The sequence below is a fragment of the Calditrichota bacterium genome, assembly GCA_013152715.1.
GTDB lineage: Bacteria > Zhuqueibacterota > Zhuqueibacteria > Thermofontimicrobiales > Thermofontimicrobiaceae > 4484-87.
The window spans coordinates 1-17,205 of the sequence record JAADFU010000020.1; the positions used below are offsets into that span (position 1 = coordinate 1).

Genomic DNA, 17,205 nt, shown 5'->3' on the forward strand with positions numbered 1-17,205 from the left:
ACACGAAATAGATTGTGTCATTGAATCAGGCCAGAGTGTGACAGCGGTAGAAATCAAATCGAGCACCACAATAAACCCGGAATTCTTCAAAGGGCTCAACTATTGGCAGAAATTAGCAAATTGTTCCACAGATCAATTAGCCCTAATTTATGGCGGCGACCAAAATCAACAATGGCCAAAAGGGCGTGTATTTCGCTGGAGAGATTTTGGCTCTTTGTTTTAATTTTTTCGGAACATGCCGCAACCCTTCAAAGGAGCAATCAATTTGAAGATTGCAACCTCACGCAATCAACTCGCATCTCGCAACTGCCAGCTCAATTGCAGCCGCACATTTCGAATGTCGCCCATGTTGCCCGGAGAAACCAAATAATAATATTGAAACAAATTATTTACAATCAAATCCACAGCATAATTTGATCTTCGATAACGCAACTGAACATCGGCGACATAAGTTGGCACCTGACGCGTGATGTCAGGAATATTGGTCACATAATCGACACGTTTCGCTTTGCTCAAATAACGGAAATCGACACCAAGCTCGAACGGGTGCCAGGATAAGGTGAGCCGGCTGGTGAAAGAATGATTGGGACGATATTTGAGATCTTTTCCGTAATTCGGATTGGGAACGCCGTGGACAAATTTTGACAAATCTTGGGTGTGCAAGTAAACATACCCCAGAGACAATTGCGCGCGCTGTCTCCAGAAACTAAAATCGTGATGCAACTCGACACCCTGAATTATCGCACGCGCCACATTTTCGAATTTCACTGCCAACTCGCCGGACTGAAGCGTGGGATCAATCAGATTCTCGTAATCGTTGTAAAAATAACCCACGTCAAATTGCCACCAATCAGTGAGATTTGACAGAAAACCGACTTCGGCAGAGACATTGCTTTCCGGTTTCAAATCCGGATTGGGCAAAACCTTTATTTGATTTTCGTAAGTGGAGACAAACCGCTCCCCGATGGACGGCGCCCGAAAGCCGCGGCCTACCGCAAAACGGAGATGGCTGCGTTTGCTCAGACTGAAATTGACGCCCAATTTCGGATTGACCTGCGAAGACGTCGGCACATTGGCAATTCGCTCCACATCCCAGCGAACGCCAAGATCCGCCTTCACCGCATTGGTCATCCAACTGCTCAACTGACCGTAAATGGAAGCATCCGTAGCCTCTCTTTTGCCGTACTGGATCGCGTCCACTTTTTTCCAGTCCGCATTCCAACCAAAAACGGCATTGTATCTGGCATTCCACTGATAGGTAAATTGCATTTCGTGACCATAAGTTTCGCCCTCTGTGCGACGAAAAAGTCCGACGGTTTCAGGGTTTTTCCCCGGCAGCGGGTTGGCAATTTCCTTCAAAATATTTTGCCGATAATTAAATCGAAGTTGGTAGTAGAATTTGCTGCTCACCGTCTGCGTCATTAGCGTGTGCACGTAAAGGATGTCCGTTTTTGAGCGGGTAAAACTGTCTTTGGGTTCATTGCCGGGTTCCAGCGCATGATCCCGGTCCTTCCAAAAAAGAAATCCGCCGGCTTCACGTTGCAGCATTCCTGCCGTTACCTGCCAGTGATTGTTGGGGTTGACGTCGAAATAAAATTTTCCGAAAAAATTGATATTACGGTAATCGGCGTCGCGTTTGAAATTGGAATTCTGATTGTAATTGAAAGTGAGGCTGCTTTGCACGCCCCAGAAATTGTTGCGATAGGTCAAATTTGTGCCCCGAAATGAGCGGTAGTTTTCGTTCCAGCGCCACTGTTTGTAAGATGGTTTGTCGTAAACGCCGGAATAGAGCGACAGTTGAATATTCGCCGAATCTGTCGCCGGTTTTTCCGTGATGATGTTGATCACGCCTGCCATAGCGCTGGAACCGTACAACGCAGAGCCCGGTCCCTTCATCACTTCAACCTGTTTGATCTCGGAAACCGGCACTGCCTCAAAAAAGACTTTATTCTCATCGCCGGAAACAAACGGAACGCCGTCGAGCAGCACGAGCGTTCGCGTGCCCAGGCCGTAACTAAACCAGTTGGAGCCGCGAATGGAAATGTTATTTCCTGCCACCTGCACGCCGGGCAAATATTTCAGCCCTTCGCTGAGCGTGGTCGCGTTTCGCGAAGACAATTCTTCCGGCGTTACCAAATCCATGCGCACCGAAACATCTTCCACAGATTTTTGAAATTTGCTGGCAGTAACAACCAGACGGCTCATGGGAACTGGCGTGGGATGCATGCGAAACGTTAATTTCAAAGTATCATTCGACGTAATTTTAATGGTACGAGTTTGCCGACGAAATCCGATGGCAGAACAAACGAGGTGATAATTTCCCGGCTGGACGTGAGCGATGACGAAACGTCCGTCTCGGTCCGTCGCCGCTCCGAGCACGGTACCTTCGAGATAAACATTCGCCAGCGGCAGCGGCTCGCCAGTTTCCTGACGAACGACAACGCCGGTAATCACGCCCTCTTTTTTAGCAGCGGGGAATGTCTTTCGCGCCGCGCCTGCCATAGAGAGAGCGATGATGAATAAAATTAACAAAAATCTTTTTCCCAACTGTATCATAACCTTCACCGACCTTTCTGATGATTGTCGATTTGCAAATTAATCATACGAAAAATACAGATTTTTTTGTGCTTTGGAAAATAATATTTCATCCTCACACAAAGCCGCGGAGCCACAAAGCCACCGCCACTCTTTTCTTTTAATTAACTTTGTGGCTTGGCGCCTCTGTGTGAGATATTTCCTTCCTCACTGAAATTATTCTTTCACAAAACGAAACAACAAATAATACTCAGCAAATTCAAATCCCGGGAACCCCACGGGCTTGGTGACCAGCGTCAATGAGTCGCCAGTCGCCGAATAGCCCAGCGTATCAATTTTCAAAAATGTAGTTTTGATGGGAACGACGACAACGTTGGACCAGGGCTGTTGGTAAGTAATCGTTGTGTCCACGAATTCAATGAACGGGCTGACCGGAATTTTCATTCCGCCGAAATAGACATCCGGGTAAATTTGAATCAACAGCGAATCAAAAACCATCTCCATTTCCGGTTCTACAGTCAAACTGCCGCTCAAACGGCTATGCAAAATGAGACTGTCCACCATCCCCGTTAGCGCCTCGGGATTGACGAGCGCCGCTTCCAATGGATTTTCGCTGGCGGGAATCCAATGGCCGGTCATTTCGCCGCCGGAAACTTCAACGGGAAACGGCAAATCTGACTGCGGCAACGGCTCGGTTCCGGTCGGCGTCAAGCCCCGGTTGCAGAAAACAATTCCTGCGACCATAAACACAAGCAAAATGTCCAGCTTTTTCATATTTCAAGTTCTCCTCAATTTTCAAAAATTCAAAAAACTGATTCCTGCCGCATGCGCCAACACCATCGCAATGCTGCTCACGATTGGCACGCTCAAATTGTCGCTGATTTTTCGGCTCATCGCTTCAGTGACTGTTGCTGCGACAACGCCAATGAGCAACAAAATAAAATTCCAATTGAATAGTAAAGTGAGCACGTAACTACAAATCAATCCGCAGCCAAAGAACGCTAGACTTCCCTCCAGAGATTTATTGAAAAAACGATGACGATGAAACGCCATTCCGAAAATTTTCCCAAACATATCGCCGAAAATCAATAGCAAGATTGACGTAAAAGCAATGAGTTTCGGGAAAAGCCACAGCACCAGGGCGAAGGAGAAAAGAAACAACGTGATTGAAGACAATTGGCGCTTTTCATTGGGCTTGCTAAAAGTAAAATCTTTGAAAAAGATTCGCGACAGAAAATTTTTTCCGCTGATGCGGTCCATGTCCAACACAAGACTCACCAGCAAAAGCGCGCCGATTAAAATGAGCGCCTGATTTTTTCCGTAAATCAAATAAATAAAAATGAGCAACAACGCAAAAGGCCGCAAAAAAATCCGCCAGCGGAAACGAGCAAATTCCTCGTCGGGAATGGTCATCAGCTGCCGCGCAATGATATTGTGCATCCCGACAGCCATAATGTAAATGGCAATCATGGCGAAAAAAACGTTTCTCGGATCATCAGGGGCGTTGTGAATCGACGTCAGAACCAGTAGCGGGAGAATAATTTGACTAATGATTTCTCCCTCGCGCGCCACGTAAGCAAAAATTACAACAACGACGGCGAAATACAACAACGCTGTGATCGGAATGCCCCCGGAAAGGAGAAAATGAATGAGATAATAGAGCAAAATTCCCGTTGCGCAAGCAACACCCTGTCCGCCGCGGAAATTCAAATAGAACGGCAACACGTGTCCGGCAACGGCGGCGATTCCGCTCCACTGGGCGAGACGAAAATCAGCTCCGAGAGCGAGCGCAATTTGAATGGCAAAAACGCCCTTGAGCAAATCGACGAGCCCGGTGAGTAGCGCAAACTTCAAACCCAACACATGATAGACATTTATCGTACCGGCATATTCCGCGCCCTCATTGCGAATGTCAATCCCCTTCAGCCTGCCGAAATAGTAAGCCGGTAAAATGTTACCCATCAAATAGCCGGAAATTATCACGAGCACAGCCATGACGATTCACCTGATTGATTTGTCAAATTTGATGATTCAATCGAATCTTTGCCTCTGGCAAATAGCTCACTCTTTCATCATTTTTTCTCAAAGAAAATCAAAAAACAGGCATAATGTTCAATATTTCACCATGAGCTCAAACAGCCGATTTTCTTACGATACTGATAAAATTATTTATTTTCCGTAACATTTCTTCGCTTAATTATATCAAACCATTTGGAAAAAGTCAAGTATTTCTTTCAAATTTTCTGAATAGTTGTTTTGGGCGAGTTCTACTTAAAAAGGCAGGGCAAATTTGCCGGTATTTTTTGCAGTAAAAGAGCGGTCTGCATTTCGGGCGAGAAGCCTACTTTCCACGAACATTTTCAGGTGTGCTCCATCTCCGAGATGGAGCACACCTTTTGCGATCATTTATTTGGATTGTTTTTTATTCGAAATCCAGCCGATCACGCCGGATAAAATAATAACGGTCGTCAAAAAGCAGGCGCCGACGCCGACGAAGAGCGAAGCGCCAAGTTGGCCAAAGCCGCGCCAGATGGCAAAAATGAGCGACCCAAATGCGAGCATCGTCGTGAGCGATGTCAGCAAAATTGCCTTGCCCGTGCTGGCGAAAACGAGGCGTAAATTTGTTTTTTTCTCGGAGCGCCAGCGGTGAATAATGTGAACGCCGTCGTCAATGCCAATTCCCAAAATCAACGGCAAGCCCATGACGTTCATCACTGTCAACTGCTGTCCTGTCAAGTGCATCAACCCGACCATCCACAGAATTCCCGCCCCCAATGGAATCATAGCGATGAACGCATCTCCCACATGTTTGAAATCGAGCCACAGCAGGAAGAAAATAATGATCAGTGTCAAAACCATCGCGATCTGTCCGTCCCGGCTGATGATTTCCACCAGCGCTCGGAAAACAGGTCCCATGCCAGTTGCGCGGGGAGTGACCGTTTCCAAATCATCGACAAATCTTTTCAGAAATTCCGAATCTTGCCACAACGAGCCTTGCGGGTAAATCGTCGTCAAAAATTGAGTGCGCGTTTTATTCGCATATCTGTCCAGAATGGATTCCGGCAAGTCAGCCATTGTCAGCGGAGAAGAATTGCACATTTGCAGAATGCTTTGCTTGTAGTAAGGTGCAAAAATATTCTGCATTGCGCTCAGTCGGCGACGATTTTCAGCCGGATGTTGTTTCAGTTTTTTCACTAATTCCAGAATGATGTCCCGGCTGTTGGGATCGTCCGGATTGCCGACTATTTTCTGGCATTTATTGTCAACTTTGTCCTGCCCGCCCAAATATGCCATATCCTGCAATTCTTTGACATTCATGTCCAGGCGCTGCAATTCACGGACGATTTTTTCAAATGCCCGCGGAGTAATTTTTCTGGCAACAGTGGCCCGGGACATTGCATTTTTAACTTCTGCAATGTGCGCCCTTCGTCGCTGCTGTTTTTCTTTTGAAGGCAAATACAGAGAAATATCTTCCACCATCGCCACAGAACCCAGATCACGAAATTTTTCCGCCAATTGCCGCGATTCCTCAACGTTGTCGGTCAAAACCATCGAGTAATCCATACTCATATCAAATTTGTCCAGCACCGTATCCTGCAAAGCAATGGAAGTTAAGCCTTCGGCCTCAATATTCATGTAATTCGTGTCAAAAGTAATTTTCGATGCCTGCCAGACGAGGAAAATCGTGACAATGACCATGCTGACGAGAGAAAAAATGTAATGTCTTCCGAGCCAGTCAGCTATAATCCCCAAAGATTTCAGAGAAATATCTCGCTGTAAAATCTCCGCTCTTTTCTCCGTCCTTCTCAATTTTCTATCCACGACGCGCTCCCGCAAAACAAGCATAATCGGCAAAATGAGAAATGTCGCCACCAAAATTGCCAGCAGCCCAAACCCGGTCACGAGTCCCATCTCTTTCATGCCACGGGAACTGGAAACAACCAGCGTCAAAAAAGCCGCCGCTGTCGTGAGCCCGCCGGTAATGACGCCGCCGCCGCTTTTGAGAAACGTTTCTTCCATCGCCTCTGCAATCGTTGCACCGGCAGCGCGTTTTTCGCTGAAAAATGAAATTAGATGAATGGAAAAATCTATTCCCAGACCTAACAAAATGACGGACATCATTTGCGTCATGATATTCAATTGGCCGACCAAAATTACCGCCACTCCAATCGCCCAGACAATGCCGATGATCAAATTGATCATGGCAAAGAGCGGCGCAAGCCACATGCGGAAAGAAATGATGAGCAAAATAAGAATGGCAATGATGGCGATAAGTGAGGTGTAGCCCAGACTTTTTTGCGAATAATACATTTCATCTCGACCGACAGGAATGAATCCGGTCAAACCTGCCCGAATGCCGGGATAATTTTCAAGCTGCTGATCGACAATTTTTTGAATCACGTCGGTGCCCTTGACCATCAGCTCCGTGTCCAGCATGGTAAAATTGGGAATCGCGTTCAAAACCAGCGTGCTTTTGTCGTAAGACAGCATGTAGGGTTCGCCGATAAGAATTTTGTCTGTGAGTTCTTTCACTTCCTCATCGGAAATATTTTCACCGTCCGCGTAGCGATTCAGCAGACGAACAAACCCTTCAATGCCGTCCAGAAACATGAACGCGCCATCCTCTTTTTCGCGCGTGGACATGGATTCGGAATCCTGAATGTACTCCGCTTCCATGGAATTATTGACATGAAAAACAAAATCCTCCAGATTGGGACTGGAGAAAACTTCTTTCAAATTTTTCAGATCCTTTTCTTTGATCAAAAGCAATCCGTGCTGCTTCAAAAAATCAACTTCGTTTTTGTAATCTACCCGCTGAATAAGTTTTTTGTTGATGCGATCCTGCAATTCCGCTATTTTCGACTCGATGCGTTTTATTTTTTTCTCATCTCCGGAAGACTTCAATGAAGCCAATTTCTTTTCCAGCACTGAAATTTTCTTCCGACACTCGCTATTTTTGCTGGTGTCAACAGCCGCCAACAGCTTCGGCACCAACTCCTCGGCGAATTTTTTCATTTGTTTCTCTTCACCCTGCACGACAACGATAATGCTGGTCGAAGTGACGAAATCGTCAATTATTTTATTGAATTCAATCGTTCGCGGGTCATTTGTCGGCAGCAAATCTGACCAGCGCATGGTGAGTTGCAGATGTTCGGACAGAGCGCCGAAAATAAGCGTCAGAATCAACACAAGAATAATCATGCGGTAAGGATGATGAACGTGCCACCTGGCTAAAGTCTTCAACATTTTCTCTTTCATTAACTTTCTCCTCCTTGGATTCGAGTCGGTGCAAACCGTGCAAATTATTCTGAAAAATTTTTACTTATTTTTATTCCCAAATTGGATAGATCCGCAAAAAAACTTTTCGGTTCAACGATCAAGCCTTGAAAATGTAACCCCGGCTGTGAAATTTTCCCGTTCAAAAATTGTAAAATGCAGGCAACGACAGGAGCAGCGGTTAAAAAATAGCCATCTTCGTGAGAAACTTCCAGCGACATGGATGCTGACTTCCCGTTTTGCAAGCCTTCCGCTTTTAGCTTCAAAAATGTGAGGAACGGGGGAGCAGAAAATTTTTTCAAACTCCAAACAAAAAGATTCTTCAAAAAACCGATTTTTTGACGGGGCAAAATTTTCGTGCCTATTATGAGTAACGGTAAAACAAAATTGTCAGTGAACCAGTTGAAACCAGAAACGTAAAATCCTATTTTTGTGAGTGTCGGGATGGTCTCTGATATTTTTTTCAGTTCATGCAAAAACATGGGAGAACATCTAACCTGTCCGAAGCCTCCGCTGAAATCAGCGCGCCGGTTGAAAGCCCAGCCGACATTTTTCCACTCGCCATTTTCAAAAACAACAGGTTTAAAATGTTCAAACTCATCGATCATTTCCTCAATCGTTGACTCTGAAAATTGCAAATTTCGCCAGTTGAAACGCAACAGGCTATAAATTTGAGCAGCGTGCAATTCGTCAAAATACTCACTTGCGTATCTTGCCATCGCTGCCGGTAGGCCGGGATGGAAGCCGGCATCAGTAACAAAGATAATCTTCTGTTTTTTCATTTCCGGCTCAAGCGCTGCCAAATCTTTTAACTTTTTTTCGGAGGAAAGCAGTGTGTCAATACAATGCACTTTGGCTTCTATTGCCGCACGGGCGACTTTGCCGATGTTGTCGATAACACTTGCTGCTACGATAACCAAATCGACCTGTCGCATCGTCTGGAACAATTGGTCGAAATTTTCAGCATCCACCAATGCTGCCGTTACTCTCCGAGAGCCGTATCTTTGATTAAGTTGCGCTGCTAACTTTTCAGCTTTAATTTTATTTCGCCCGGCTAAAATCAATTTTACCCGCGAATGGCGTAGCAACTGAGCGGCAATCTTTGCCCCTGTATTCCCATAGCCGCCTAAAATGAGCATTTTATTAATCATTGTTCCTTTTCTCGCTAAAAATAAACTTTGGCCCGCGCCATGAAACCATTGCCCAAATTTTTTGCGTACGCCGTTCCGTCCTTGCCAAAATAAAAATTACCAATGAGCGTCAAATCCACATCTTCGAAAATATTGTAAACGAGCATGGGAAAGACTGCCGAACTCTCATCAGAGAAACTGTAAATTCCGGAGATCGAAGCCGTCAGCAAATCTGTCACCGGATGCTGAATCATGGCATAGACCTGATCACGGGTAATCGTTTTTGTCTCCGCCAGAAAATATTGCATCCAATCATTGAAACGATAAGTCTCGTAATCCTCTTTGGCAAAATTATTCTGATAAAATTCCGCCATCACATAAGTTTGCGAATCAAAAGTATAATCCGTGCCGAGCACCCACTCCCAGTAATTTCTCTCCAGCGACATTGGCAAACTCGGATTTCCATAGCCGAGACTTATCCCTGCTAATTGCTTTTTATACTCCAGCCAATCATCATTTTCGATTAGCAGCCGATTATGCGCTGCCTCGCCCCAAATTCCCAGGCCTAATAACTCACCGGCAAAATCAAATCCCAGAATGTGGCGTTTAGTCGGAAGTTGGTAAAATTTCTGGTTAATAAAATCCACAATTCTGGCGTCGGTAAACTTCCATTGTTTTTGAATACCAAGAACTGAAAAATCAAAATGTCCCAGACTTCCCTTTAATTTCAGCAAAAAATCGTTCGCTTTCCAGTCGTCTGTTGGCGCGTAAATAGAAGTCACGCTCCACTTGCTGCCCAACGGAATGTCCAGGCGAAAGGCGTTATGCCCCGGCTGCTCATAAGTGGGATCGACGATGTCCTTACGATTAAAAACATCCGTCGGATTCCAGACATAGCCAGTGCCCAGGGAAATCTGCTGTTTTCCCACCGTCAAATCGAACTTTGAAAAACTGAGCTTCACAAAAGCATTGTCCAAAAAATTCCGATCAGAAAACTCCCAGCGATAGGGATTGAATGAATATCCGAACATCTCTATGTTTGAAACTTCACTGGCAACATTTTCCGGCATAAACAATTTCAAATCCCAATCCGTCTTGCCGTGATAAGTAATGTAATCGAAATTTGCTCCAAACGAAAAACGCTCGCTGGCTTTGAGCTGCAAATCCACGCGCAATTTATTCGACGACAATTGATAAAACTCATCGCTGATTTTTGCGCCCATCAACTGCGGCTCGAAATAGCCAAAAATTTCAACTTGCTGCGCCAGCGCTGGCAGTGTCCAGAGTAAAAAAGCGAATAAAAAATAACGCACTTTCATTTTGCAAGGCTCCTTTCTGAAAACATGTCATCAGAAAGCGGAAAATTGTATTTGACTTCGAGAATTTCCATTTCGGTCTGGGTATCATCTTTTTTGTTGTACATGATAATTTTCATGCCAGTAGGGATGCCGTCGATATTACGAATATCTTTTTGTACCATGCGTTTTTCCCATAAATTAGGATTTTTTTCATTGTAGTAATCAATTACCACCGGGAAAAAATTGTCTTTTATCACCCAACAGACCAATCGCGAATAGTGGCTATCGGCATCTTTTTTGCGCGTCAGTTCTATTTTGTAGCAATTGAATCCTTCCATTTTCTCATCTTTCAGCTTTTTAGCGGTAAAATCATTCACAAAGGCATCGCCGGAGCCCAGGTCTTCGTAGCTGAAATCGCTGCCCTGCATTTTTTGTTTTTTCGCGTGCGACGCCAATTTTCTCACGCGACGCGTACGCGGAAAATATGCCCAGATGTCGTCGGCATTGTTTAACATCAAAATCGCCTGACCTTTCACGCGATGCGGTGCTGTGTAACGAATCAAATTTTTTTCGCCCGCATCTTTGCTCCATGACTCGTATTCGAACGTCCTCTTCTTTCCGGACGTAGTCACAATCGTGATCCGCGCTTTGGCGTAAATCGATTTTTGATTCATCAGCGCATTCACTTTTTGAATGATCTCATCTGCTGTGGGGCTCTGCGCCAACAGCGCAGAAAAAGCAAACACAGAAACGATCAGCCCCAAAACAATCTTTTTCATCTCAAGTCTCCTCATCGATTTTCAAAATTAATTTTGACCGACCTATCGGTCAAATCTCTTTCCTAAAAATTTTTTAAATTGCATAAATTCCGGATAAAATTTCTTCTGCCAGACAGCGATAGCCTTCTTTGATATCGATTAAATCTTTGTCCATGATCCACTGCAGCATGAGCCCGTCAGTCATTCCGATAAGCAGCGACGCCACCATGAAAGTGTTCATGGGCTTAAATTTGCCGATACGAATTCCCTCCTGCAGCACAGCAATGATAATTTGACGAAAATCCTGATAAATTTTTTCCAGATTAATCACCCGCAGCCGCTGCTCATCTTTTTGCCGAATCGCCTCTGCCCAGAAATCCAGCATTACATCGATGATCTCGCTATGTTCGCCCTCAAAAAAATCCAGGAAAGAATAAAAAATAGCTTTGAGCTTTTCTTCAGGATCGGTGATTTTGAAAATCTTCTTCGCAACCGTGGTCTCCCACTGCTCCGTTAGCGACACAAATCCGTGTTCAAAAATGTCACTTTTGTCTTTAAAATATTCATAAATCGTGCCCTTGCCAATTTTCGCAGCTTTCGCGATATCGGACATTTTGGTATTGGCAAATCCTTTTTGGGCAAACACTTTCATTGCGGCATTCACAATTTCGTTTTTTTTGGCTTCTTTGTCAACGACTTTCGGCATTGTTTTCCTGTTTTAATGTTGACTGACTTGTCGGTCAATTTAGATAAATATAAAATATTTGTTCCCCAAAAGCAAGGAAAAAATAACTTCAATCATTCGATTATTTTATTAATTTCTTTAGCAAGACATTTTGTAAAAATTTCGGCGCCCCGATTGTTGTAATGTCCAATATCGAAGCAGTTCTTCGCAAGATAAAGTTCAGGAAATTTGCGCGGATCGGATAAATCTACCCAATATGTGTGATCTAATTGCTGCATGAAAGGTATAAGGTCCTTATACTCATAGGATTCCATGCGAGGGGCAAGAAAAAATATCAAATGAATTCCTTTAGATTCTGATAATTTTATCAGCTCTTTCAGTTTCTTTAACTGTATCGGATTATAATAATCAGGAATGTGAGAATGATAAAATTTAGCAGCGTATGATCTCTTATTGCTTATTGTTGTATCATTATGGAATTTATTAAAATATTCAACCAATCGCTTTGTTTTCAATTCAATCATCTCACTTTTGCAGGGATAGAAACCTTCTCTCATTCCTTTTATTGTAGCAGATTCCTCTTTGCCCTGGTCTATTATAGACAAAAACATTTGGTGAAGAAGATCAATTTTAAACAATTTCTCAAAAAAAGATATAAAAATATTCCTGACAATTCTGACTTTTTGGCGCCTCGAAATATTGTGCTGATACTTAAAATAGTTTATCGTTAAAAACAAATAGTTCAAATCATAATAATACTTTGACCGGATGGTGTGTAAATGTCTGTCTGAAACATCTTTGATTATTGAGAGTTCCATAATTGCATACTTAATTTTATGACTATCATTTTTTATCAAATTTTCATAAAGAAAATATAATTCTGGGGGAAAAGTTGCGGGACTCCCCAAATTGTACGATTTCACATCTGCGACGCAGAGACTATCAAAAAGCAACGGATTGATGTGCCTGTACGTTCTACTTGATCCGATGAACACCATATTATATTTTTTGGCATGCTGCTTCAAAAAATTCATTTTCGCTGCAAAAACACCATTGCCATAATAATAAGGCGTAATGAATTCAAAAGAATTCAGCAAAATGACCAGAAGAAATATAAAAACAAGCACTTTAAAAATGAAAATCTTCATTTTGAAACCTAAAATTGGAAATAAATAAATTCTTTTCCTTTGGTAAAAAATAATATAATCAAAAGCCACAAAATTAAATAAATTAGCCACCTGATAACAATTGGCAAATTTTCTATTTTTAATTGATGTTCTTTTTCTCGTTGAATCCATTCGATTCCGACAAAAACAAAAACGATAATCAGATGTTTGAGTCTGGTTACTTCCGGGATAGAGAAAAAACTTGCCGAGAAAATGACACCAATGTAACTGATTGCGTGCGACATACTTTCGGCTCGGAAAAATATCCACGCAAAAAGCGTCATAACAAAAGTGAGCATCATAGCGCCAAACTCATTGAACGACGGCAGCAGTCTTCCCTTGGCGACGATATCTGTGTATCGCTTTTGTTTGTTGAACAACATCAGTGGAATGTAATAAATGCCATTCAAAAATCCCCAGAAAATAAACTTCCAGTCAGCGCCGTGCCAGAAACCGCTCACGGTGAAAGTGATAATGATATTTTTGATTCGTTTTAATTTGCTTCCGTAGCTGCCGCCGAGCGGAATGTACAAATAATCCCGAAACCAGGTCGAAAGAGAAATGTGCCATCTTCGCCAGAATTCGGCAATATCCCTGGAAAAATATGGCAGCGCAAAATTCCGCATGAGATTGAAGCCGAACAATCTTGCGGTTCCAATGGCGATATCAGAATAGCCGGAAAAATCACCGTAAATCTGAAACGCGAAATAAATCACGCCCAATAAGAGCGTACTGCCGCCCAATGAATCCGAATTTCCAAAAATATAATTAACTTGATTGGCACAAGTATCAGCGACAACTATTTTTTTGATCAACCCCCACAAAATTTGTCTCATACCATCTCTGGCTTTGTCGTAATCAAACTTTCGTGGCTGCAAAAACTGTGGGAGCAATGACGCCGCTCTTTCGATAGGACCGGCAACAAGTTGCGGAAAGAAACTCACAAATGCAAAAAATGCTATCACATCATTTGTCGGTTTGATCTTGCGCCGATAAATATCAATAGTGTAACTCAATGTCTGAAATGTGTAAAAACTGATGCCGACAGGAAGAATGATTTGCAGAGATCGCGCGTGCAGATGAATGCCAAATTTTGCAAACAAATCAATAAAGCTATCAACGAAAAAGTTGAAGTATTTGAAAAAGCCCAGAATCCCGAGATTTACCAACAAACTGCCCGTCAGCAGCAGTTTCCTTTTTTTTGCATCATCGACATTGTCTAAATTTTTACCAATTAAATAATCGCAAAGTGAACTCACAAAGATTAATGATAGGAATCTCCAGTCCCAACTGCCGTAGAAAAAATAGCTCGCTGCGAGCAAAAAGAAATTTTGCATTTTTATCGATTTGTTGAAAACAAACCAATAGAGCAAAAAAGTAATCGGCAAAAAAAAGGCGAATTGAATGGAGTTAAATAGCATAATATCAACATCTTTTAAAGGTGGAATCAGGACATTCTCGAAAAGATGGAATTTATAGTAATAATATACGACATTTGAAAGGAAATGCGTAAAATCGCAACAATTGTGCTTAAGAAAAGTCAACAAATTTCTGCAGCAACCACAATGCCGGATGAATTCAGTCGGCTTATCAGCGACATCATTCAAATTGACGTTACTGCCGCTCTTTTCAAAGTAAATTGTTTTTGGTAATCATGCATATTTTGTGCCTAATATTTGCACCGATCATTTTAGTATTTGGATTTACATAATTTTGAATTCACCAATGAAGACAAAAGTTAATTGTAATGGAAAATTCCCTTGATTATTTCAAAATTAAATTGTATTTTATCGCAGTTTCCCACAAGATATTTTGTCAAATAATAAACATTTTAAATGATTATTTCACTGGAGCTTACCAATGGCTAAGTTGATTTTTGAAATTAGTTCAGAAGGACGAAAAGGATATACCCTGCCGAAACCATTTGTTCCGAGAAAAAAACTTGATGAAATGATCCCGAAAAAGTTTTTGCGTAAAAAAACGGCTCGTTTGCCGGAAGTGAGCGAAGTCGATGTCGTGCGCCATTTTGTTGAACTTTCGCAATTGAATTATCACATCGACAAAGGATTTTACCCACTCGGCTCCTGCACCATGAAATACAATCCCAAAATAAACGAAGATGTTGCCAAAAGTTCTTGTTTTACAGATCTTCACCCGCTGCAGGACGCGGAACGCTCACAGGGAACATTAGCGCTAATGGACGAGCTTTCGCAATTTTTGTGCGAAATTGCCGGAATGAAGGCTGTCACTCTGCAGCCCGCAGCCGGCGCGCACGGTGAACTGACAGGACTGATGCTGATCCGCGCCTACCACGAAGACAAAGGAAATCCGCGAGAGACCGTACTCATTCCGGACTCTGCACACGGTACGAATCCCGCCAGTGCCACGATTTCGGGATACAAAGCCGTGCAAATAAAATCCAACGAAAATGGTCTGGTGGATCTGGAAAGCCTCAAAGCGAATTTGAATGAAAATACGGCGGCGCTCATGTTGACAAATCCCAACACGTTGGGTCTTTTTGAGTCTCAACTCAAAGAGATAAAAAAATTGCTCGATGAAGTGGGCGCGCTGCTGTACATGGACGGCGCCAACTTAAACGCACTGCTCGGCATCGTCCGTCCCGGCGATGTGGGCGTTGATGTGCTGCATTTCAATTTGCACAAAACTTTTTCCACACCGCACGGCGGCGGCGGCCCCGGTTCCGGCCCCGTTGGTGTTTCGGAGCGGCTGGTCGATTTTTTACCAGTGCCGAGAATTGTGAACAAAAACGGACAATTAGAACTTGATGAAAATTTCCCGAAATCCATCGGCAAAATTCACTCTTTTTATGGCAATTTTGGCGTGATGGCGAGAGCTTATGTTTACATTCGCATGTTGGGAAATCGAGGCTTGAAACGAGTCAGTGAAAATGCAATTGTCAACGCCAATTATCTAAAATCGCGGCTGAAGGATTATTTCGACATGCCTTTTCCTGGTCCGGCGATGCACGAATTTGTTTTGTCCGGAAACAGTCAGAAGAAAAAAGGCGCGTCTACACTGGACATGGCAAAGCGCTTGCTGGATTATGGCATGCACGCGCCAACGATTTATTTTCCGCTCATTGTTCCGGAAGCATTGATGATCGAGCCGACGGAAACGGAATCGATTGAGACGCTCGATGCATTTGCCGATGCGCTCATCCGGATCGCGAAAGAAATCGACGAAAATCCGGAACTTGTCAAACATGCGCCTCACACAACTCCGGTCAGCCGCCTGGACGAGGTAAAAGCCATTAAATCGCCTGATGTGCGATTTAATTTTGATGCGCAGTAATCCCTGGCAAAAAATTTGCTGTTCATTTTCATATTTTTCATTCGCCCTTGCCAAACAACATGAACCGCAACAATCGGGAGAGAAATGAACATGTTAAACGAGGCGGTAAAACAATCGACGGTGCTGGTCGTCGATGATTTGCCTTTGAACAGAAAGCTAGAGCGGCTATTTCTGGCGGAAGGTGGTTATCAGGTTATCTTTGCCGAAGATGGGATAGAGGCGCTGCAAAAAGTAAAGCGACATTCCCCGGATTTAATCCTGTTAGACGTGATGATGCCGCGGATGGATGGCTTTCAGGTCTGCCGGCACATTAAAAATAATTTGCAGACAAGATTTATTCCCATCATTCTGGTGACTGCGCTCAATGAAATTGATTCTAAAATCAAAGGTATCGAAGCCGGGGCGGATGATTTTATTTCCAAGCCGTTCAATAAATTAGAATTGCTGGCGCGCGTCAAGTCGTTACTGCGGATCAAACATCTCAACCGGGAGCTGCAACAAAAAATCCGCCAGTTGGAAGAAGCGCAAATCAAGCTAAAGAAATTAGCCATCACTGACGGTTTGACAGGCGCTTACAACTACCGTTTTTTCAAAGAGCAACTGGAAAAAGAGCTCATTCGCGCCAGACGCCATAAAAACCATGTCTCCATCGTCATGATGGATATTGATTTTTTTAAACAGTACAATGACACGCACGGTCATCCGGCGGGAGATTATGTACTGAGAACCATTGCGCAAATTTTGAGAAATAATATTCGCAACATCGATATCGCCGCCAGATACGGCGGAGAGGAATTTACGCTCATCTTGATTGAGACGGACCACGGCGCAGCGGCTATCGTCGCCGAAAAAATCAGAGGACTCATCGAAAAACATAATTTCAAATTTGAAAATTCGCAGCCTTCGGGAAAAATCACCGTCAGTATGGGGGTTTCGACATTTCCCGAAGATGGAAAAACTTTCGAAGAATTGATCGATGCCGCTGATAAACGGCTGTATCAGGCGAAAGAGTTGGGAAGGAATCGCGTTGTAATAAAATAAAGC

12 protein-coding genes are annotated in these 17,205 nt (G+C 43.4%); 2 read left to right on the plus strand and 10 right to left on the minus strand.

Going from position 1 to position 17,205, the window contains the following annotated elements; all coding sequences use genetic code 11:
• Positions 1 to 288: 288 nt before the first annotated feature.
• The 10 genes from GXO74_01855 to GXO74_01900 form a co-directional block, all read right to left on the minus strand.
• Positions 289 to 2,556 carry a TonB-dependent receptor gene (locus GXO74_01855; GenBank protein ID NOZ60404.1) on the minus strand — a complete coding sequence of 756 codons (2,268 nt, stop codon included), beginning with the start codon at positions 2,554 to 2,556 and terminating at the stop codon, positions 289 to 291.
• Positions 2,557 to 2,751: 195 nt separating this feature from the next.
• The gene (locus GXO74_01860; protein NOZ60405.1) at positions 2,752 to 3,309 is read right to left on the minus strand and encodes a hypothetical protein; all 558 of its coding nucleotides are present in this window, start codon (positions 3,307 to 3,309) and stop codon (positions 2,752 to 2,754) included.
• A 21-nt stretch (positions 3,310 to 3,330) separates the two neighbouring features.
• A complete protein-coding gene (locus tag GXO74_01865; GenBank protein ID NOZ60406.1) occupies positions 3,331 to 4,530 on the minus strand; it encodes a hypothetical protein in 1,200 nt (399 codons plus the stop codon).
• Between the two features lie 411 nt (positions 4,531 to 4,941).
• Positions 4,942 to 7,794, minus strand: a complete 2,853-nt coding sequence (locus GXO74_01870; GenBank protein ID NOZ60407.1) for an MMPL family transporter — start codon at positions 7,792 to 7,794, stop codon at positions 4,942 to 4,944.
• Between the two features lie 44 nt (positions 7,795 to 7,838).
• Complete coding sequence (locus tag GXO74_01875) at positions 7,839 to 8,963, minus strand: KR domain-containing protein (GenBank protein NOZ60408.1); 1,125 nt, start codon at positions 8,961 to 8,963, stop codon at positions 7,839 to 7,841.
• Positions 8,964 to 8,977: 14 nt separating this feature from the next.
• Positions 8,978 to 10,261 (minus strand): hypothetical protein, encoded by a 1,284-nt coding sequence (locus tag GXO74_01880; protein NOZ60409.1) that lies wholly within the window; start codon positions 10,259 to 10,261, stop codon positions 8,978 to 8,980.
• Positions 10,258 to 11,019 carry an outer membrane lipoprotein-sorting protein gene (locus GXO74_01885; protein NOZ60410.1) on the minus strand — a complete coding sequence of 254 codons (762 nt, stop codon included), beginning with the start codon at positions 11,017 to 11,019 and terminating at the stop codon, positions 10,258 to 10,260. The genes GXO74_01880 and GXO74_01885 overlap by 4 nt, the downstream gene beginning before the upstream one ends.
• Positions 11,020 to 11,092: 73 nt before the next feature.
• Positions 11,093 to 11,704, minus strand: coding sequence for a TetR family transcriptional regulator (locus tag GXO74_01890; GenBank protein ID NOZ60411.1), 612 nt, complete (start codon positions 11,702 to 11,704; stop codon positions 11,093 to 11,095).
• A gap of 92 nt (positions 11,705 to 11,796) precedes the next feature.
• Positions 11,797 to 12,831: a hypothetical protein gene (locus GXO74_01895; protein ID NOZ60412.1), complete on the minus strand. Its 1,035-nt coding sequence runs from the start codon at positions 12,829 to 12,831 to the stop codon at positions 11,797 to 11,799.
• 8 nt (positions 12,832 to 12,839) lie between these two features.
• Positions 12,840 to 14,270 carry an MBOAT family protein gene (locus tag GXO74_01900; GenBank protein NOZ60413.1) on the minus strand — a complete coding sequence of 477 codons (1,431 nt, stop codon included), beginning with the start codon at positions 14,268 to 14,270 and terminating at the stop codon, positions 12,840 to 12,842.
• A 439-nt stretch (positions 14,271 to 14,709) separates the two neighbouring features.
• On the opposite strand from GXO74_01900, the gene GXO74_01905 reads away from it, so the two are divergent.
• A complete protein-coding gene (locus GXO74_01905; GenBank protein NOZ60414.1) occupies positions 14,710 to 16,161 on the plus strand; it encodes a glycine dehydrogenase subunit 2 in 1,452 nt (483 codons plus the stop codon).
• Between the two features lie 84 nt (positions 16,162 to 16,245).
• Complete coding sequence (locus GXO74_01910; GenBank protein NOZ60415.1) at positions 16,246 to 17,202, plus strand: diguanylate cyclase; 957 nt, start codon at positions 16,246 to 16,248, stop codon at positions 17,200 to 17,202.
• Positions 17,203 to 17,205 lie beyond the last annotated feature (3 nt).